Below are 20,592 nucleotides of genomic sequence, written 5' to 3'. Positions count from 1 at the left end.
ATGCAAATGACATGCGCTATGAAGACGTTAGGGCTAATGACGCCCTTGTCTATGCGTGATGGTGATCACGAGGTGTGCCGCCAAATCATTGAAATTGGGAAAAGTACATGAAAAAGCGCGCCTTGTGGGGCGCGCTTTGTAGTCGAAAAGACTTGTAAATGAGATAAATGTTCGAACTTATTGAGGTTGGCTTTCACCCTCGCCCTCGGTTTCGCCCTCGGTTGCCGCGGGCATATCCTCAGGGGCTGTCTCGTCGACATCGCCCCCTTGCGCTTCTGCTGGTGTATTATCGCTCAGCTCTTCCACAACATCACTGAGGGATTGGCCGGCATCTTCTAAGTCTTCACTGGCTTTAACGCCGAAGACTTGTTCCATGATGTTAGGGACTTCACCGGTTGCAATCGCAGGAAGGCCGATAGCCAGCACGACAGAAACGATCAGACCAATCGATCCGCGGATGACATCGGTGATAACGTCAAAGACAGCTTCGCCAACGCTGCGCAATTGTGCGACCAGAGAGATGGCCAGCTCGCGGCCAGCGAGCAGACCCAGGAAGACCCAGGTGGTGCTCATCGGCACGTCATTGAGCTCTTTGAAATACCATAGGATCAAACCATAGCTGAGGTCGATCAGGGTCGCAGCGCGCGGGTCAACCGTGTTGGTTTTGGTTAGAACGATTTTCTGGATCTCACCGCCCCGGGTCGCGAAGATAATCGCGTGGAGCGCGACCATCAATAGCGTAGCGAAGATAATCAGGCCCGCACTAAAGGCAACAGTGACATCGCCATTGGCATCCACAACGGTTTCGCGCGGCAAGAAGACGAAGATGTTCGCTAAATCCTGCATCAACCATTGTGACCACAAGAAAGCGGTCGAAAGCCACTGAAGCACATACCAGATGATGTGGTGGTTGTCGCTTTGGGTTTTGTGAACCCATTTTTCAAACATGCGCGAGATGAGCGCATAGAGCACGCCAGCGGCGACGAAGGCCACGACATAGCCCATCAGGCTTTTGAACAACATTTTGCCCAGCACACCTTCGGTGGCCGTCCCGCCAGTAAAGGTGAAGATTGTCAACACCAGGAAGGTTGTTGAAACCGGGATGCCAAAGCGCGTCATCACAAGAAGGAAGAGCGGTGGAATGGCATGCCACCACTGAATGCCGCCTTCAGGGAAAGGGATTTTATTCAAGCGACCAAAGGCAATATCGCCGCTGTGGGTAAACCAGCCATAGGCCATGACGGCAACGATGATCGTCGCGGCATAGACCCAGAGGATAACCCAAGGGCGCTTGGCATTGGATGATAAGAAGGTGCCGAGTGTTTGAATAACGTCATTGGCAACGATGGCGTAGGACGCCAAACAGAAGCCGACTAACGCTATCACCGGTACCGAAAAGATCTGAAATTGACTGATCGCTTCCATGGTCGCGGGTCCCCTCCATGCGCCAAATCCTTTGAGGCGATAGCGCTCTTAGCCTGATAAACCAACTGTTAAGGACTGCTTTCACAGAAGTTTCACAAAGCTGACTAAAACGAAATTCTTACGATATTTATGGGGCAATTTTATAAGTTATTGAAAATTAAGGGTTGCTTTTGAGGCGCTGAGATGCTGCAACTGCACTTCCATCTTGTCTGTACCGTCTGGACGGTTTATAGAGCGCCTCAACCGTCCAGACGGTACACAATAAATAGGTTGATATGTCGAACAAAAACTCCCCTCAAGGTGCGACTAAGCCTTCGACCCGCGACGCGATCTTAGATGCGGCTGAGCGCGTGGTGGAGGCGGGTGGTGCGCGGCGTTTGACCATTGATGCGGTGGTCAAGGAAAGCGGCTTTTCCAAAGGCGGCGTGCTTTATTATTTCTCTTCCAAGCAGGCCTTGGTGGAGGGGATGATCACGCGCATGATTGATATGATCAATGGTGAGTTTGATCAGGCGACCCAAGACGCTGAAGCCAAGGGTGAGCCGGTCTTGCCCGCGATCGTGCGCGTCGGGATGGAGCATTCACGCAAATCGCCGCGCGTTTCGATGGCGATTTTGGCCGCTGTGGCCGAGCATCCTGAGTTGATCAACCCGGTTCGAGACGCCGTGCACGCCGTGCGTGCGCGCGTGCTTGAGGAAACGAAAGACCCAACTTTAGTCCTCATCACATTACTAGTTGGGGATGGCTTGCACTTTTCAGATATTTTGGGGCTGGATTTTCTCACCCCGGAAGAACGCGCGGCTGTTACAGCGCGCATTATGACCATGGTTTCGGAGGCCTGTTGATGACCCGGTTCGCACTATTTTCTGTTACCGCTTTAGGCTTGCTTCTAAGCGCCTGTGGTGAACCGCCCGCACCGCCTGCTGACCCGATCCGGGGCGCGAAATTGTTAACCGTGGCGGCGCGCTCTGGCCCAGCGCAACGTGAATTTGTTGGCCGGGTTGAGGCCCGTTTGACCGTGGACATGGCCTTCCAGGTCGGTGGGCGTTTGACCGAGCTTCCCGTGGCAGAAGGCGCGGTAATCACCCAGGGCGATTTGCTGGCCCGTCTTGAACAGCAAGATTATGAGCGCGCTTTGCGTACGGCACAGGTTGAATTGCAACAGGCCCGCACCGCGCTGGAACGCCAACAAACGCTGCATGATCGCGGCATCTCGGCCGATGCGGCCTTGGAAGATGCTCAGACGGATTTCGATCTGGCTGAAGTCGCCGTGCAAAATGCGCGTCAGAATTTGACCTACACGACCATTCGCGCGCCCTTTGATGCCTTGGTCAGCCGTCGCTTGGTCGATAATTTCACCACCGTGGCCGGGGGGCAGCCGGTGATGCGTCTGCAGGACATCAGTGAATTGCGGGTCGCGATTTCGGTGCCTGAGGCTTTGGTGGCGCAATTTGATAAGGACGATGTCGTTACTTTACGCGCGAGCTTTCCTTTCTTGCCGGACCAAAGCTTTGATTTGGAATATCGCGAGCTGGTGGCCGAGCCTCAAGCTACCTCTCAAACCTATAGCGTGATCCTGGCTCTGCCTGATCATATTCCGGCCAATATCCTGCCCGGTATGACGGCGAGTGTGCTTGTCACGTATGACCAAAGCCGGGCCGGGGCCGGGATAGAAGTGCCGTTATCGGCGCTTGATAGTGCCCCAGACGGTAGCTTCCGGGTGTGGGTCTATGATGAGGATAATGGCGAGGTTCATGCGCGCCGGGTTGAAACGCGTGATCTTGCCCAAGACCAGATCTTGATCACCCAAGGCTTGGAGCCGGGTGAGCAAGTCGTCACCGCTGGTGTAACCGCGTTGAGCGAGGGGATGAAAGTTCGTCCCATGGCGCGCGCGACGCACACGTCTGACGCACAACACTAGGCGGGGGCGAAAATGGCTGAACAACAAGACTCCACCGGATTTTCCATTGCAAAGCTGTCCATTGAAAAGCCCGTTCTGACCTGGCTGATCATTCTGGGCTGTCTGTTAGGCGGTTTGGTCGGCTTTAGTAAGGTGGGGCGTCTGGAAGACCCGGCTTTTACCATCAAAGAAGCTGTGATTTTTACCGCCTATCCTGGGGCGAGCGCGCTGGAGGTAGAGGCCGAGGTTACTGAATATCTCGAAACGCAGTTGCAACAGATGCCGCAACTCAAAGAGGTGCGCTCTGAAAGCTCACCGGGGATGTCTGAGATTCATGTCGAGATGCAGGAGCGTTTCGACGGCACTGAACTGCCGCAGATCTGGGATGAATTGCGCAAGCGCTTGCGCGATGCTTCGGGCCAATTGCCGCCCGGGGTTCAGCCGTCGCGTGTTTTTGATGATTTCGGCGATGTGTACGGGATTTTCTATGCCGTCACGGCACCCGGTTATAGCGATCGCGAAATCCGCGACATGGCCAAAATGCTGCGCCGCGAGCTTTTGGTTGTCGATGGTGTGGCCAAGGTCGATACAACGGCTGTGCCTGAAGAGCGGATCTATATCGAGATTTCTCAGCAGAATTTATCGCGCTTGGGGCTGCCGTTTCAGGCTGTACTCTCTACGCTGGCCAATGAAAATGCCGTGGTCACCGCCGGTGAGATCCCATCCGGCGACAAGCTGATCCGTTTAAGCGTGCCTCAAGGGGTTGAGGGTACAGAAGCGATTGAATCGCTGCTTATCTCGCCCCAGGATTCAGGCCAAACCTTGCGCCTGTCGGACATTGCGCGCGTGGTGCGTACACCTGAAGAACGCGCTGGGATTTATGTGCGTCACAATGGTGAGCGGGCCTTTACCTTGGGCATTTCAGGGCTTTCCGATGCCAACATCGTTGATGTCGGCAATGGCGTTGAAGCGCGCTTGAAAGACTTAGAGGCTGATCTGCCGGTCGGGGTGGAGATCCATCCGATTTATGAGCAGCACCGCGTGGTCGATGAAGCCATCAATGGCTTTCTGATCAATTTGTTGATGTCGGTTGCGATTGTGATCGGGGTCCTGTGTCTGACCATGGGCTGGCGCGCGGGGATGACCGTGGGTGCGGTCTTGTTCCTGACCGTGTGTGGCACGATTTTCTTCATGTATGTCTTTGACATCACCATGCAGCGGATTTCGCTGGGCGCGTTGATCATCGCCATGGGGATGCTGGTCGATAACGCCATCGTGGTGACCGAAGGCATCCAGATCTCAGTTCAGCGCGGGGAGCGTCGTCTGAAGGCGGCTGTGGATGCCGTGGGCTCCACCAAATGGCCGCTGCTGGGTGCGACGATTATCGGGATTATGGCGTTTTCCGGGATTGGTCTATCGCCGGATGCGACGGGGGAGTTTCTCTTCTCGCTTTTTGCGGTGATCGGTATTTCCTTGATGCTCAGCTGGGTTTTGGCCATCACGGTGACGCCGATGATTGCCCATTACCTTTTCAAGTCTGAGAAGGGCAGTAATGATGACCCCTATAAGGGCTGGATGTATACGCGTTACCGCGATTTGTTAGTGGCAGGCCTTCGTGCACGCTGGCTGACCATGGGCGCGCTGTTGGTCATTACTGTGGCGTGTTTCTGGGGCTTTGGCTTTGTGCGCAACAGCTTCTTTCCAAACTCAAATACGCCGCTTTTCTATGTGAACCTGCAATTGCCCCAGGGCAGCGATATTCTTGATACCGATGCGGTGATGGAAGAGATTGGCGATTATATCGCCCAGCAGCCCGAAACCGTGACTTTGGATGCTTTCACTGGGCGCGGGGCTACCCGCTTCATGCTGACCTATGCAACCGAACAGCCTAACCCGGCCTATGGTCAGTTCATTGTGCGCACGGCCGATCTGGACACTATTCCGGCTCTTGAACATCGGATCCTGGATCATGTGCGGGCCAATTATCCCAATCTGGAAATCCGCACAGAGCGTTTGGTCTTTGGTCCGCCCTCTGGGGCACAGCTCGAAGCACGTTTCTCCGGCCCCGATCCGCGCGTCTTGCGGGAATTGGGCGAGGAGGCGATGGCCCGCCTGAATAACGAAGCCAATGTGCGTGATATTCGTATGGATTGGCGCAATCGCGCGCTGTCCCTGCGCCCTGAGATCAATATTGAGCGCGCACGCACCGCCGGTGTGACCCGTGAAGATATTGCTGAGGCTTTGCGCTTTGCCACCGAGGGGGTTCAGGTTGGGTCCTACCGCGAGGATGAGGTGCAGATCCCCATCATTGCCCGTGCCCCCGATCAAGAGCGCAATCAACCCGAGACCCTGGACGATCGCTTGATCTGGAGCCCGGCGCAAAACGCCTATGTCCCGATCAATCAAGTGGTGGGTGGTTTCAAATTGGTCCCTGAAGAAGTGCTGATCCAGCGCCGCGACCGGGTGCGGACCCTGACCGTGCAGGCCAATCCGCAGGAAAATGAAACCGCGATGGAGGGTTTTGCCCGCTTCTCCGGCGTCATTACCCAGATGGAATTGCCCCATGGCTATCATCTTGAATGGGGCGGCGAGTATGAGGCTTCAAGCGAAGCTCAGGCTTCACTGGGCTCACAATTGCCCTTGAGCTTCCTGGTGATGCTGGCGGTCAGCTTCCTTCTGTTCTTGAAGGTCCGTCAGCCTTTGATCATCTGGGCGATTGTGCCGATGTCGATCTGTGGGGTGACGATTGGGCTCTTGGTGACCAATGTGCCTTTCTCCTTCACCGCGCTGTTGGGCTTCTTGTCCCTGTCGGGGATGTTGATCAAGAACGCGATCGTTTTGGTTGATGAAGTCGATCAGCGTATTGCGCGCGGCGATGATGGGTATGAGGCGATCCGCGATGGCGCGGTCAGCCGCCTACGCCCCGTCTTGCTGGCGGCCGGGACGACGATTTTGGGCATGACGCCCTTATTGTTTGATGCCTTCTTCGCCGGTATGGCGGTGACGATCATTGGGGGCCTGACCTTCGCCAGTATCCTCACCATGATCGCCGCACCGGTACTCTATGCCTTGTTCTTCAAGATTCGCCCACCCGCAAGGGGGTGACCCCCACCCACTCTGGCCTCTTTGACAGGTGAGCGAACAGACACGCCCAGGTGCCCCACACCTGGGCGTGTTGCTATCTATACAGCAAATTTTATGAATGGGAATCTAAGCTTGCGTTTTCACGGCTGGTCTGCTCGCGCATGGGGGTGGGGGCGTAGAACAGCCGCTCATGCGCTTGGGGATAAATCAGGCTCAGCACCGAGCCGAGCGTGTAATATGAGCGTAAAAACCGAAAGCCCATATAGAGCGGGATATAGATCATCAGATCAAAACGTCGCCACAGGGCAATGACAAAGACGGCCATAACAAAAGGCATGCCCAAAATGATCGCCACGACGGTGGCAAAGCTGGGGTGATCATAAACACTGCCAAAGGCGAGATAGACCAGCGCGCCAAAGATCAAGAGGGGGGCCATCATGGCCCGGCGCGCACCATTAAGCAGCGTGAACGGCAGAACCAAACATCCCACGATCGAGCCATGGGCAAACAGCGTATGGCGATTATGGGCGGTCACATGATAGAGCGAGCGGAACCAGCGCGTGCGCTGTTCGCGTAAAAAGGCCAGGGTGTCAGGCGTTTCGGTATAGAATTTCGCCTTGGGATCAGACACCAGGCGATAGCCGATATTGCTGATGCGCAGGGTAATATCGGTGTCTTCCCCATTCATGCCTTCAACAATGCCGCCCGCTTCGATGAGGGCGGATTTGCGATAAATCACGAACATACCCGGCAGGCCAAAAATTCCGCCAAAGGCCCCGAAGGCCACCTGAACGAAGCCATGGCGCAGTAGCACTTCGATGGCGCGCACCTTACTCATTAGGCCGTGACCTTCTTGCGGCAGAGGCAGGCCCCCGACCGCGCCGACATTGTCATGGGCGAAATGGCGCATCGCGATGCGCAGCGCATCGGGCGCGATCATGGTATCGGCATCAATGCGCACCACAAAATCATCCGTAATGCGGGCAATTCCGCGATTAAGCGCCTTGGCCTTGCCGGGGATGTCACTGGCTTCGATGGAATAGCCTGCGATATTCGTGCACTGGCTCAACACCCGCTCGGCCAGGGCGGCGGTGTCATCACTGGAGCAATTTTCCGCCACCACGACATGGACCGAACCCTCATAGTGGGCGGCAGCCCTATCAATGGCTTTTAAGGTTTCACGGATCTGATGAGCTTCATTATGGGCCGGGATCAATACGCTCACGGGGGGTGCGAAGGCCTTGCGGCGCGAGAGTTGATTACGCCCCCAGCCCCAAATGCCCAGCTGCATGATGAAGACTTGCTGAGCCAAAAACACCCCAGGCCCCATTCCGCCCAGAAGCGCGATGGAGCGCAGATAGGCGCTTTCGCCCGCAAATGTCGTCGCCATGATCACCGCACACAGCCCGGCGAGGCTCGCGGCGATGCCCACAAGTGCATATTCATAAAGCTTGGCCCGGCGCGTAATGGGCGTGCCACTATCGGCGGGAAGGCGCGCATTAGATAGGAGCGTATGGGGGAAGATCGCAATTCCGGCCAAGCCGATGAGGAGTTGTTGAAGTTCCAACGGCCAGACCACATTGGCTAGGGTCCAGGCCCCATAGGCGCAGCCATCAATGATGAGGCAAACCGCGCCCAGCTTTACCATAAAGACGGTGAGGAGCTTTAATTTACTCCATAGCGAACCAAAGGCGTAAAGTGCGTAGTTCAAAAAGAAGACGCCAAAGAAAATTCTCACCGGCAGGGCCGTGGCTGTGCGATCGGCGGTGAAAATCACCACATCGCCGCTGGCTCCAAACGGGTGATGCGGCGCAAGCAAGACCAGCGCCGTAAGGGCCAGAACGCTAAGGGCGGCAAAACTCACCAAAAAGCCATCAGAAATAATCCGGGCACGTTTAACGGCGACCGCCTGGGGCGCAGAATCCACCGAACGGAAAAAATCCTGAGCGCGTTCATGGGTTTGGCGAAATTTCGGGCGAGGGATGCCTCGCGTTTTTTCAGCGGGCTTTGCCCCTGCATCCTTAGGATGTGGGCGATCAATCACCTTATCCAGCATGTCCCCGCCCTTACAAAACTAGTCCGGACTTAAATTTTCCCGCGACGAAGCCCGTTGAACACGGTATAGGGTTAACTAAATCTTACCAGCGCGATCATGGCCCGTTCATGTTACGAAGGCAATGGTCAAAGTATGACACTCGTAAGACCGGTCGGGGGCTTCCGGTTACTAGACTAGGGGGGATGGTATGAGCCAATCCACATTAACACCCGCATTATGCCTGATGACCGCGCTGGCCGGTGGTCTTGTCCTGTCGGGGGCTGAGGCCCAGGACGCACGTTTCGAGCTGCGTTCAGATAATGCCATTGCGCGCATGGATCCCTTTTTGGGCGATGAGCTGGAAGAGGGCGGCGCGCGCGCCTTTGATCTGGAAACCGGACTGGACAGCAACACCTGGTTGCGTTGGGTCCAGCCGACGGGCGAGGGTAAAGTCTGGCGCTTTGAAACTCAGGGCCGGGTGCGGGTGTTTGAAGACCGCGATGATTTGAACTCAGTTCTGCTGACCCCGCGGGTTCAGTATTGGCATACCAGCCAGGATCGTGACTGGCAGGTTCGTGCTCTGGCCAGCTATGGCTATATGATGCGCGATGGGGCCATGCATTGGGCGCGTCCGGAAGCGGAGCTGCAGCTGCGCTATCGTGGGGTTGAAAACCGCGAGACGATTTTGCGCGCGCGTGTGAACCAGTATAATTTTAATGAGGGACGCTTAGTGGGCCTGGATCAAACGCGCTGGCGTTTGGGCGCTGAGCAGATTTGGCGCTTTGAGGGGTTGTCACAAGACCAGCTGCGCTTGTCAGCCTTCTATGAGGTCGGTGATGCCGACGACAATCGCCACAGCTTCACCGAATGGCGCATGGCGGCGGAATATCAGCGCGCCCTGGGTGAGAAGACGCAGTTGATCGCGCGTTTAGACTATCGCGATCGCGATTATGATGACGTCTATTCTAATGCGTTGGCGGTCAAACGCGCCGATCAGCGCTGGCAGGGCGATGTTGAAATTGATCATAAGCTGAGTGAACGGCTCAGCCTTTATGGTCGGGCGGGCTATGTTCAGAACGCCTCAAATATACCAGTGCGTGATTATGACGGCGCGGTCGTGCGCTTTGGATTCAAAGTCGCGCTGTAATACACTTTTCGACGAAGTTATGCGATGTGAGGCGGGGGCCAATCATGAAGACCAATCGTGAATACAAACGTAAATTTCCCTGGTTTTCTGCGTCATTAGGCGTGATTGCGCTCGCGTGTGTCATTACGCTGTTCGTCTCGGGCCAGCTCAATGCCGGACGGGGTGATTTCGGCGTCTTCATGACCCGCATGTTCAATAATGTCATCCAAGGGCAATCGCCTTTGGCGCAATCGCCCGTCTACCATGTCAATCTGGCCGATATGGGCCATGAAGATGGTGTGGTGATTTCGGGCTTTCCGGCCTATGCCTCTGCGCGCTTACCCTTAGTGCGCGACCGCGAAACCAAGGCTTTGCGTTTGATCTTGAGCGGGGAGCAGGATGTCAGCGCCCAGGCCGTGACGGCGCTGCGCGTGACGGTTAATGGGCGCCGGGTCATTGAGCGGGTTTTGGCGCCGGGCCGGCGTGAATTTCGTTGGGTCTTTGATCTCACCGAAGAATTTGCTGGCGCATCCGAGGCTCAAGTCGCTTTCCAATTGATGGGCGATTTGCCAGAGGGGCTTTGCCATGATCAACGCTCGGTTGGCGCATTGATTGCCTTTGATGGCCAAAGCGGGGTCGAGTTGGAGTTGGATGGCCCGATTGACTCCTTGCGCGATGTCATGGCTTTGACCCCGCACCGGGTGAAAATCGCCACCGCGTCACGTGAACCCTCTGAGGGCTATCTGGGGCTGGCGATCCGTTTGGGCGCGCGATTGACCCGCGCGGGCTATCAGGTGGATATGATTGACCTTGATCAGGCGGTCGAAAGCCCAAACCGCGATGGTTTGTTCTTGATCGCCTCGCCGGAGCGTTTGCGCCAATACGGCTTTGAGCGCCTACAATCGGGCGCGCAGGCCGGTACGACCTTGTGGCAGCGCAAGGGTAAGGTTGTGGTGGCCCTGAGTGATCCGGAGCGCATTGAGACCGTCCGCTTTTTGACCAGTGAATTATTGCCGATTGCGCGCGCGGACAGTGTCGATCCGGTGCTGTATACGGGTGTGGGGCAGATCGGGGATCGGTTGAGCCTGACCGCGTTGAATGTCGATACCGATGTGCAGCGGGTCAGTGATGGGCGCGAGTGGCGTTTTGATTATGACTTGGCGCAGTTGCCGGGCGGGCGTTTGCCGACGCATTTGCAACTGGATTTGCGCCTGCCCGCCGATGCCGATGATGTGACTAATGTGGCCCATGTGGCGCTGAATGGTGCACTGATTGATAGTCAGCGCTTGGAAAGCGGGCGGGTCAATACGCTACGCTTGGAATTGCCCAGTACTCTGCAAAAACTGCACAATACGGTTAGCATCTCCCTGCAGCGCGATCATGAGCGCGGCGGGTGTGAGATCAATCGCCAGCGCTATCCGGTGCAATTGTTAGAAAGCTCCAGCCTGTTCTGGGACAATGATCAATTCGGGGCGGGCTTTACATCCTTGCCGCGCGCCTTTGCCAACTTGGTAGATGTTCGCATGCCCGCCTATATGGAGCCCGGTGAAGACCTGCCCGCAGCGCGTCTGGCGGCCAATGCCATCGCCGCCTTCGTTCCCGCGACCAGTCAGATCAACTTTATCTTTGAAGAGAGTGAAAACGGGATTGCCGGTCCCGCCGATCGTCCCTTCATCAGCATTGATACCACGCCGTCTAATGTCAGTGCGCCCTTACGGATTTATGCAGACCGTGTGGTGATTGAAAGCGATGGCCAGGGCGGGGTGACCGATGTGCGTGCGCTGTCGGATCTTTCGGTGTTTCAAGCGGTTAAAACCCGCACGCCGCAGAGTGATGTCGCGGCCGATGCGAATTTACCGGCCCCGACAGCCGGCTTGATCGTGCACGCGATTGATGATGCGCCAGTGCTGGGCAATGCGCCTTTGGGTCAAGAGCGTGTGGTGATCATTCCAAGCCCGGGTGAGATGGTGATCCCGCAAGGATATTAAGGCAAAGGTCCGATCAAATACGCCTAAAAGGCTCAACTTTCATCTTTTTCGTCACTGATTAACAGCTGCGTAACCGTTTCACCTCAGGAATGGGGATCGACTGGCAAGATTTAATCTTGCCGCTGTGAGGAGTGAGAGGGCTGTGACCCTGGTGCAAGTGACCATGCCCGATCAGATGAGCCAAGCCACTGTAGTGCCTGCGCAGTTTAGTCATCGCATGCGCATTCTGGTCGCTGAGCGGTTTGCGAAAGGCCCTCTGGAAGCTCATATCGCGCTCTTCCTTAAAGTTTTCCTGCAGCGCAGTCCTGATTTGATCACACGCTATCAAGTTCAGAGCGAGCTTTGCTATCTTATTGAGCTGGGTGAGGGCGGGTGCGTGGGGGATCTACGCACGCGCATTGATGCTGCGCTGTGTGATTTTCGTGAAGCCTGGGAGTTGGATGTTGAAACGCTTCAGGGCTTCTCAGTGCCGGATTTCGACAGCGAGCAATATGATATTGAACGCGGTCTGATTGCGCTTCCCACCGACCGATTGGATATTGTGACCAGCTATGTTGAGGCGGGTGAACCCGGCGATGAAAGCTGGCAGCCCAACGTAACGTCCTTGTGTGCCGAACTGATCGGGGATGATCACGAAATCAATATTGATGCTTTTTCTCATCATGATGATGATGACGAGGTGCACGCTCAAGATGCCGATTTCTTTTCAGCCTTACCCCATGATGCGCCCGAAAGCGCGAGCGATCCTGATGAGGGTCTGAAGCTCGATTGTGAGCTCTATGACATCGCCATTGTTGATGATAACGAATGGGAAGAAGCCCTGCCGGGTGAGGCGATCGTTCCAACGATCGTTTCGCACGAGCCCTTAGCGGGCATTGCGGCTCATGAAACCGCTTCGGACACTGAAGAGGATTATTCCCTCGCGGATGAGGGCGTTGATAAGAGCATTGACGCGGCGCATGGCGAGATGTCGCAATCCGTTCAAGAGCCTGCCTCAGAGCCCAATCTAACCCTTGCTCAGGATCTTGATGCCTTTCGCCAAGACATGCGCGCCATTGCCGAGGACTTGCGCCAACCCGTGGCCTTAGAGGGGCTGCAAGTGTTTCAGGCCAATATGGATGCCGTGTTGGGCAGCCTGAAACGTCAACTTGATGGCGTCGCGCAACGCGAGGAGCATGCCATCTGGCATGAAGCGGTTCTCGCCAAGATCGAGGATGTCGGGGCTCAAAATAATGTGCGCCAGACCTTGGACGCGATTATAAGCGAGCAGCGTCGTCAAAGTGAGCTTTTATCCCAGCTTATCCATCGTCCGCGTACGTCACGCGGGATTTCTGAGGCGGATGAGGATCGCTTGGATCATGCCATTCAAATGGTGTTAGAACGTGGGATCAGCGCCTTGCCCGCCGCAACAGCGCCTTAGGTGCTGTTTTGATATCACAGGTTTAAGAATTTCCCCTTTTGCGCGACTCTATGTAATTTACAACCTAGAATAACAAGTGTGTGAGTGTATACTGTTTTTCGCGGGAACACCCTCACATCCCGTGGCGGTCCGTCTACCGTCGGCCCTCGACTGTCGCTTGGTCATCCCTGGCGACAGTCGATAGGGATTAGCCGATGCGGCGTAAGATAAACCGGGTCGCAACAAGTCCGGCGATCATAATCAAAACAAAGTATAACCCGGGTAGGGGATTAAGGCTGAGTTGGGCCAGTGCGGGTCCAGGGCATAATCCCATCAACCCCCATCCGATACCGAACAAAACGGCACCACCAATCAGGCGTTTGTCCAAAGTCGTCTTGGTGGGCCAGGCATGGTTGGGCGCGCATAGGGGGCGGTTTTGACGTTTTCGGATCAACCAAAAACCCGGCAAGGTGATAGCGATCGCACCGGCCATGACGAAAGCTAAACTTGGATCCCAATGGCCTGTAATGTCCAAAAAATTGATCACTTTTTGCGGGTTCACCATTTGAGAAAGGGTAAGGCCGGCCCCGAAGATTAAACCTGCTAGCCCAGCGGATAGAATAGCGCGCATGATCTCTCCTAAAGGATGTGGCGAGTGATAAAGACGGTCAGTCCGGCGCTCATCATGAAGACCAAAGTCGCAACGAGAGAGCGAAGTGAGAGGCGTGATAACCCACACACGCCATGACCCGACGTACAGCCCAAGCCGAGCGCTGTACCCGCCCCAATGAGCAGCGCACTTATGGCCATCAAAAGAAAGCTCACATCTGGCCAGGCGGGGCGTAAGTCTGGGGCAAAAGTCACCACCAGCGCAGGCGAAACAATAATCCCGGCCAAGAAAGCCCAACGCCAGGCCCGATCTTTGTGCTGATCAATGGCGCTTCCTAAGATGCCAGAGATCCCAGCGATTTGTCCATTAAAGGCCATCAAGGTAAGTGCGGAAATGCCTATTAAAGCTCCCCCAAAGAGGGACGAGAGCGGTGTAAACGGTGTCATTGCGTCTATATCCTTGATCCTCAGATGGGGCTGTCATATATCAAACTTGGCATGTATTGCCATAAATGTCAATATTGATATATGATTGATGCTGCTTAACCCTCAACTTGCTGGATGCGCCATGACCTACGCCGCCTCTTCTAAAGACCTTTTAAGCGTTCAGGCTGTAAAAACGGCTCATTTTTTGAAAGAGTTATCTAATCCCAATCGCTTGATGATTGCGTGCGAGCTGCTGGATGGGGAGCGAAGCGTATCGCAGCTGGAAACTGCAATCGCAATGATGCAACCGAACTTGTCGCGCGATTTGGTGCGCATGCGTAAGGCGGGATTGTTGAAGGCGCGTCGACAATCCAAGCAGGTTTTTTATTCCATTCAAGATCCGCGATTATGCGACTTCATCGCGGCACTGTGCGACATTTTTGGGCCAACGGTACAGGGCAATGGCGCACACGATTAGGGGCGTTGTAAGGGCTCGCGAGGTCAGCTTTACCCCCTTTAAACGCGAGTGAAGATTGGTTCACATCCAGTAAATGGTGTGATTGATGTGGGCTTTTAGGGCCTTAAAGTGAGATTTCGGGTCCTTATGGGTAGCCGTAAAGTTGAGGCTTTGATTCCCTAAAATCTGGATCCGGTTTAATTTCCTTTTAAAGTGTGGGAATGGCGTGGTTTTGTGAAAAAACTGCTTTGATTTCTGTGGTTTTGCGCACCGTATTAACAATGTCATGGAAAATTCACACTCGTCAGCGTCTCGGCGAGGCTTTCAGGCAACATAGAATAATTTGTTAAATATATCATAGCTTTGATCCGTGTTTGTTGGGGTGACTACCCAGTAAGATCCTGGGCTTTCGTCAGGCAAAATGCGCGCAATGACGACTGTCACAATACCGTCACTAAACTGCGATCCTCCCGTTACAAAAAACCTGTTGTTTCGGCCTTCGTAATGGCACGTCCTGCGAGGGGGCGTGTTGTCTTTCGTTTGTTGACACCGTTCCTGTTGGGGGGTCCCACATGCCGTCTAAAACGTCTCTTTTGAAACTGCTGCTCGTTGGCGCATCTTGCGCAGTCATCGCAGCGTGTTCAGATTCTTCTATCAGCTCTCCTGGTGAGCAAAACCAAGTCCCACCTCCAAGCAATGGTGACAATGGTGGCACCGCTGCCATTAACCTGCTGCCAGCCGGTGGTTGTGCAACAGGTACTCAGTCTCGCACCTTTACGATTGCTGCGCGCCAAGTTACGGGTTGCCGCATCACAGGTGATATCCTGTCTGACCTGACTTTGACCGCTGATGGCGTGTACTTCATTGATGGTCCTGTCTTCATCGGTGAAGATCTGGGCCCAGACGTTGCCAACCCACTTTCAAGCGGCAGCGCGGGTTCATTGAACATCCCTGCTGGCGCAACGATTGCTGGTGCTTCGGGTAACGACTACATCGTTGTTGCACGTGGCTCTAAAATCAACGCATTGGGTACACAGAACGACCCAATCGTGTTCACGTCTGCGGCTGATATTATCGCAACTAAGACCAACACTCCTCGTGATGGTGACAACACCGCGCGTGGTGAGTGGGGCGGTTTGGTCATCAATGGTCGTGCTCCTATCAATGCGTGTATCGACGGTAGCGCCGTTGGTGGTTCTCAAGATTGTGAAAAATCTGGTGAGGGTTCATCTGGCCTGTTCGGCGGCGACAATGTAGCGGATAATTCTGGTACGCTTCAGTATGTCCAAGTTCGCTATGCTGGTTTCGAAGTTAACAACGAAGACGAGTTGAACGGTATTGCCTTCCAAGGTGTTGGTAACGGTACGACTGTCGATCACATCCAAGTTCACAACAACTTTGATGATGGTGTTGAGTTCTTCGGTGGTACTGTAAACGCGAAATATCTGGTCATGACCGGTAACCGCGATGACAATATCGATTACACCGATGGTTACACCGGTAGCTTGCAGTTCATCGTTGTAACGCAACGCGGCGATGCTGGTTCTAAAGACCCACGTGGTTTTGAAATGGACAACTTGGACGGTGGTAACGATTCTCTGCCACGTTCAAATGCTCGCATTGCAAACTTCACTCTAATTGGTGTTGCTGACAGTGTTGACTCCGACGAAGGCATCTTGCTGCGTCGTGGTACCGCCGGTCACTTCCTGAACGGTATCGTTGTTGACTTCAACAAAGGCTGTTTCGATGTTGACAGCGACGCGACCAAAGCGCAATTCGACGGCGGTAATTTGATCGTTGACTCTGTCTTCATCGATTGCGGTGCTGGCAAGTCTTTCACCGACACTGATGGCTTCGGCGAAGCTGTATTTGCAGGTGGCGCACATAACGTTGATGGTGCCGGCACCAACACCATGGAAGGCATCTTCTCTGGTTCCGTTGAGCAGGCTGTAGCCGCCACCAACCCAACCACCATGGGCGCTTTCTTTACGGCGACGGATTACATTGGTGCTTTCGCGCCAACCGAAGGTCCTGCAGGTAGCTGGGCGTCTGGTTGGACCTTTGGTCTGTTGCCAGATCCAGGTTGTCCATCTGGCACGATCGACGTGAATGAGACCTTGAACGGTCAGCGCGTGTGTCAGCTGCGTGGTGAAGTGACGACGAATGTCCGTCTGGCTCGCGGTAACATCTATGAGTTGTTCGGCCCAGTGTTCGTCGGTAAAGACATGGGTGCAGATCCAGCCAACCCAGTTGCTGGCGGTGTTGCTGCCACTTTGACCGTTGACTCAGGTGTGACCGTCTTCGGTGCAACCGGCAATGATTATATCGTTATTTCTCGCGGTTCTAAATTGAACTCCAACGGTTCTGCGACGGCTCCTGTTATTTGGACGTCTCAAGCGGACATCGAAGGCAAAACCAACAATACTTCTCGCGGTCAGTGGGGCGGTATTGTCATCAATGGTCGTGCTCCGATCAATGCATGTATCGATGGTTCTGCAACTGGCGGCACAACGGCTTGTGAAAAATCTGGTGAAGGTTCTTCAGGCTTGTTTGGTGGCGCAACCACGAATGATGATAGCGGTAAAATTCGTTACACCCGCGTTCAGTTCGCTGGCTTCGAAGTGAACAACGAAGACGAACTTAACGGTGTTGCGTTCCAAGGCGTCGGTAACGCGACTTTGGTCGATTACCTGCAAGTTCACAACAACTTCGACGATGGTGTTGAATTCTTCGGCGGTACCGTAAACGCCAAGCACCTGGTTCTGACCGGCAACCGTGACGATAACGTCGATTACACCGATGGTTATACCGGTATGATCCAGTATGTTATCGTTCAGCAGGCTGGCGATGCGGGTTCTAAAGACCCGCGCGGTTTTGAGATGGATAACCTGGACGGTGGTAACGACTCTCTGCCGCGTTCAAACGCTCGCGTTGCAAACTTCACCGTTATCGGTGTGCGTGACAGCGCAGACTCTGACGAAGGCATCATGCTGCGTCGTGGTACTGCGGGTCGTTTCGTGAACGGTCTGGTTGTTGACTTCAACAAGTCTTGCTTTGACGTTGACAGCGATGCGACTAAAGCTCAGTTCGATGCTGATGTCCTGAACTTGAACTCAGTACACATCGATTGCGCCAAGCCTTTCGAAACTGATGACACCTATGCTGCAGACGTCTTCAATGAGGCGGGTAACAACAACACCCAATACACCACGACATTGACGGGCGACAGCTTCATCCTCCAAGCCAACATCGCTGGAAACGTTGCAAAAGGTGTTGTTCCTGGTGCGAATGAGGCAGCTTTGAACGCGACCGCATACGACCCATCTACCATGGACAGCTTCTTTGATGCGGCCACCTATGTGGGTGCAGTACGTGACGCTAACGACACTTGGTACAAGGGTTGGACCCTGAGCCAGCAGTAAGACGCTTTGCCCTAGCCAGAGGTCTGGCTAGGGCGCTTCTTCTGCCTTTTGCAATGCACACCTTATGGGGATCAGTATGAAAACTCATCGCATTGCGCTTTCGGCGGCCTTGCTGGCTTCGACCTCTTTGGTCTCTTACAGCGCCGCATTCGCGCAAGAACAAGATCAAGTGGATGACGTGATCGTCGTTCGCTACCAATACGTCCCTGATGACAAGCGGGTCACTTCTGAAGTGTCCAGCTTCATCAATGCGGATGATATCGCTTTAACAGGTGATTCTGATATCGCCTCTGCCTTGGGCCGTGTAACGGGCCTGTCAATTTCCGATGGTCGCTTTGTGATCGTACGTGGTCTTGACGAGCGTTACTCAAACACCCTGATCAACGGTTCTCCTCTGGCCAGCCCAGAGCCTTTCCGCCGTGCGGTTCCTTTGGATTTGTTCCCAACGAACCTGATCAGCAATATTCTGGTTCAGAAAACCTTCTCGCCACAATACCCGGGTGAGTTCGGTGGTGGTCTGGTTCAGATCGAAACTTCGGCTTTGCCGGCTGAGCGCTTCTTTGAAGTGAGCGTCAGCGCGTCTGCTAATACAGCAACCTCATTTGATGATGGTCTGAAATATGCTGGCGGCGATTATGACTGGACCGGTTTCTCGGATGATACGCGTGATTGGCCGTCTCAGTACCAAAATATCTTTGACAGCCAAAACATTGGTCCTAACTATCAGGACCCAACGACTTTGGCCGCGATCGGCCGCGGTTTAGAGAATTCCAAGCTTTGGATCGTTCAAGAAGGTGAAGTCCAGCCTAACACGGGTTTCAACTTCACGGCTGGTGATCGTTTTGACTTTGACGGTTTCTCAATCGGTGTTTTGGCTTCCATTGGCTATGACAACAACTGGGATACGCGTAAAGGTCAACGCGCGACTGTTTCGATCAACAATAGTGGTCTTGATTACATCACTAAATATGATCGCTACAGCACTGAAAACAACATCGAAACCAATGGCATGTTGAATGTCGGTGTTGAGTTTGGTGATCATGAGATCAAAGCTTTGGCTCTGGTGCTTCGTTCTACGGATAAAGGGGCTCAAATCGTTGAAGGTATCAACGAGGGTGGCAACCAATCACGTAACGATTCAACAAGCTGGTATGAGCGCCAAGTTTATACCTATCAGTTGACAGGTGATCATGAATTTGACGCCTTAGCTGGTCTTGAAGTTGATTGGCGTGTGTCTTTCTCCGATGCATCGCGTAATGCGCCAAACGTGCGTAGTGCGACCTATATCGATGAGAGCAGCAACCCAAATGTTATTGATTATCAATTGGCTGGACAGCGTTCTGGTAACGATATCAATTTCTCTCGTGTAGATGAAACTACCAATGAGTGGGGTGTGGACTTTACTTTGCCAACAACTTTGTTTGATCGCAGTGTAGAGTTTAAAGCCGGTTATCAAGACATCAGCCGTGAACGTACCGCTTATAGCCGTACTTTCTTCTTTGATGGCTCTATCCCAGCTGACCTGCGTAGCAGCCGTATTGACTACATCTATGCCGATCAGAACATTCTGGATACACGTTTCCGTTTGACTGAAGTCGGTGGGGTTTTGAGCCCAGAAGCCTATAAAGGGACAATGGACGTCAAGTCAGTCTATTTAGGGTCTGATTTTGAGGTTACTCCGTTCCTGCGTGCTGCTGTTGGTTTCCGTCATGAAGATGGCGAGCAAACACTCGACACGTTTGGTTTCCCTCGTGAAGCGACTGATCCAGGTATCATCGAAACCACCATTGACAAGGATTATATCCTTCCAGCGGTGACTTTGACTTGGACATTTGCCGACAACCTGCAAGCGCGCTTTGGTTACTCTCAAAGCATCACGCGTCCGCAATTCCGCGAGATCGGTTTCACCGAATTCGTCAATACGGATACGGACGAAAGCTTTATCGGTAACCCATTCCTGATCAACACCAAGATCAAAAACTTCGACGCTCGCGTTGAGTGGTATTTTGGCCGCGATCAATTCCTGACCGGTGGTGTTTTCTACAAGCAATTGGACAACCCAATCGTAGAATTCTTGCTGCCTTCAGGTGAAAGCTTGTCAACCTCATTCATCAATGCTCCAGAAGCAACTTTGCTGGGTCTTGAGCTTGAATATGAGAAGACATTCGATCTTTCGAACCGTTTCTCTGGCGATTTCTGGCAGAATGCAGAATTGTTCCTGAAAACCAACTACACCTACACCAAATCTGACATGAAAGTGTCTGATGGCGATCAGGTGACTTTGGCTCTGGGTGCTGGGTCTACGGCACAACGTCGCGTTTTCGATGCGAAAGGTTTCATCGAAGACGGTCAACGTTTGCAAGGCCAGTCTGAGCATATCGCGAACATTCAAGTCGGTTGGGAAGATACTCAAACCGGTACGCGTACGGCTCTGTTGTGGACCTACAACAGCGAGCGTACACGGGCGTTGCAGAACTTGAGTGTTGGTTCTGGTCTGCCTGAAGTTGTTGAAACTCCACCTGTGCAATTGGATTTGGTTCACAGCCGTCAATTGCAATTCGACGGTGCTGAGTACGGTGTTCGCTTCGCCGTTCGTAACCTGTTGGGTGAGAATTACGAGGCAACCCAATCAAGCGGTGGTGACACCATCGTCGTCGACAGCTATGACATCGGTACGACCTTCTCTATCAGCCTGTCTCGGACTTTCTAACTCTTAGGCAT

At 53.9% G+C, this 20,592-nt stretch carries 13 protein-coding genes; 9 read left to right on the top strand and 4 right to left on the bottom strand.

All coding sequences use genetic code 11. From position 1 onward, the window contains the following. Positions 1 to 177 precede the first annotated feature (177 nt). A complete protein-coding gene (locus H151_RS0102660; RefSeq protein WP_019960080.1) occupies positions 178 to 1,425 on the bottom strand; it encodes a hypothetical protein in 1,248 nt (415 codons plus the stop codon). 275 nt (positions 1,426 to 1,700) lie between these two features. On the opposite strand from H151_RS0102660, the gene H151_RS0102655 reads away from it, so the two are divergent. The 3 genes from H151_RS0102655 to H151_RS0102645 are packed head-to-tail and all read left to right on the top strand — an operon-like array spanning position 1,701 to position 6,430. Further along, positions 1,701 to 2,270, top strand: coding sequence for a TetR/AcrR family transcriptional regulator (locus H151_RS0102655; RefSeq protein ID WP_019960079.1), 570 nt, complete (start codon positions 1,701 to 1,703; stop codon positions 2,268 to 2,270). Further along, a complete protein-coding gene (locus tag H151_RS0102650) occupies positions 2,270 to 3,346 on the top strand; it encodes an efflux RND transporter periplasmic adaptor subunit (protein ID WP_019960078.1) in 1,077 nt (358 codons plus the stop codon). The genes H151_RS0102655 and H151_RS0102650 overlap by 1 nt, the downstream gene beginning before the upstream one ends. Before the next feature lie 12 nt (positions 3,347 to 3,358). After that, positions 3,359 to 6,430, top strand: coding sequence for an efflux RND transporter permease subunit (locus tag H151_RS0102645; RefSeq protein WP_019960077.1), 3,072 nt, complete (start codon positions 3,359 to 3,361; stop codon positions 6,428 to 6,430). Between the two features lie 91 nt (positions 6,431 to 6,521). Here the strand turns inward: H151_RS0102645 and H151_RS0102640 are convergent, their stop codons facing one another. Further along, positions 6,522 to 8,465, bottom strand: coding sequence for a glycosyltransferase (locus H151_RS0102640; RefSeq protein ID WP_019960076.1), 1,944 nt, complete (start codon positions 8,463 to 8,465; stop codon positions 6,522 to 6,524). Positions 8,466 to 8,652: 187 nt separating this feature from the next. On the opposite strand from H151_RS0102640, the gene H151_RS0102635 reads away from it, so the two are divergent. The 3 genes from H151_RS0102635 (at position 8,653) to H151_RS0102625 (ending at position 12,978) form a co-directional block, all read left to right on the top strand. Continuing rightward, entirely contained in the window at positions 8,653 to 9,591 is a 939-nt protein-coding gene (locus H151_RS0102635) for an outer membrane beta-barrel protein (RefSeq protein ID WP_019960075.1), read from the top strand. Between the two features lie 44 nt (positions 9,592 to 9,635). Then, on the top strand, positions 9,636 to 11,558 hold the full coding sequence (locus tag H151_RS0102630) for a hypothetical protein (protein ID WP_019960074.1): 1,923 nt from the start codon (positions 9,636 to 9,638) through the stop codon (positions 11,556 to 11,558). 142 nt (positions 11,559 to 11,700) lie between these two features. Continuing rightward, positions 11,701 to 12,978 (top strand): hypothetical protein, encoded by a 1,278-nt coding sequence (locus tag H151_RS0102625; RefSeq protein ID WP_019960073.1) that lies wholly within the window; start codon positions 11,701 to 11,703, stop codon positions 12,976 to 12,978. A 187-nt stretch (positions 12,979 to 13,165) separates the two neighbouring features. On the opposite strand, the gene H151_RS0102620 is transcribed toward H151_RS0102625, so the two are convergent. Together H151_RS0102620 and H151_RS0102615 are read right to left on the bottom strand one after the other, a co-directional pair. Continuing rightward, a complete protein-coding gene (locus H151_RS0102620; protein WP_019960072.1) occupies positions 13,166 to 13,588 on the bottom strand; it encodes a DUF6691 family protein in 423 nt (140 codons plus the stop codon). An 8-nt stretch (positions 13,589 to 13,596) separates the two neighbouring features. Continuing rightward, positions 13,597 to 14,013, bottom strand: a complete 417-nt coding sequence (locus H151_RS0102615; protein ID WP_026353778.1) for a YeeE/YedE family protein — start codon at positions 14,011 to 14,013, stop codon at positions 13,597 to 13,599. 121 nt (positions 14,014 to 14,134) lie between these two features. On the opposite strand from H151_RS0102615, the gene H151_RS15260 reads away from it, so the two are divergent. The 3 genes from H151_RS15260 (at position 14,135) to H151_RS0102600 (ending at position 20,581) form a co-directional block, all read left to right on the top strand. Further along, on the top strand, positions 14,135 to 14,470 hold the full coding sequence (locus H151_RS15260; protein ID WP_019960070.1) for an ArsR/SmtB family transcription factor: 336 nt from the start codon (positions 14,135 to 14,137) through the stop codon (positions 14,468 to 14,470). 551 nt (positions 14,471 to 15,021) lie between these two features. Beyond that, a complete protein-coding gene (locus tag H151_RS0102605) occupies positions 15,022 to 17,871 on the top strand; it encodes a hypothetical protein (protein ID WP_019960069.1) in 2,850 nt (949 codons plus the stop codon). A 76-nt stretch (positions 17,872 to 17,947) separates the two neighbouring features. Next, positions 17,948 to 20,581 (top strand): TonB-dependent receptor domain-containing protein, encoded by a 2,634-nt coding sequence (locus H151_RS0102600; RefSeq protein WP_019960068.1) that lies wholly within the window; start codon positions 17,948 to 17,950, stop codon positions 20,579 to 20,581. The last annotated feature ends 11 nt before the right edge of the window (positions 20,582 to 20,592 follow it).

The sequence above is a fragment of the Woodsholea maritima DSM 17123 genome (assembly GCF_000382325.1).
GTDB lineage: Bacteria > Pseudomonadota > Alphaproteobacteria > Caulobacterales > Maricaulaceae > Woodsholea > Woodsholea maritima.
Note: the sequence above shows the minus strand (reverse complement) of the source record. Positions and strands in the feature narration are given on the sequence as shown.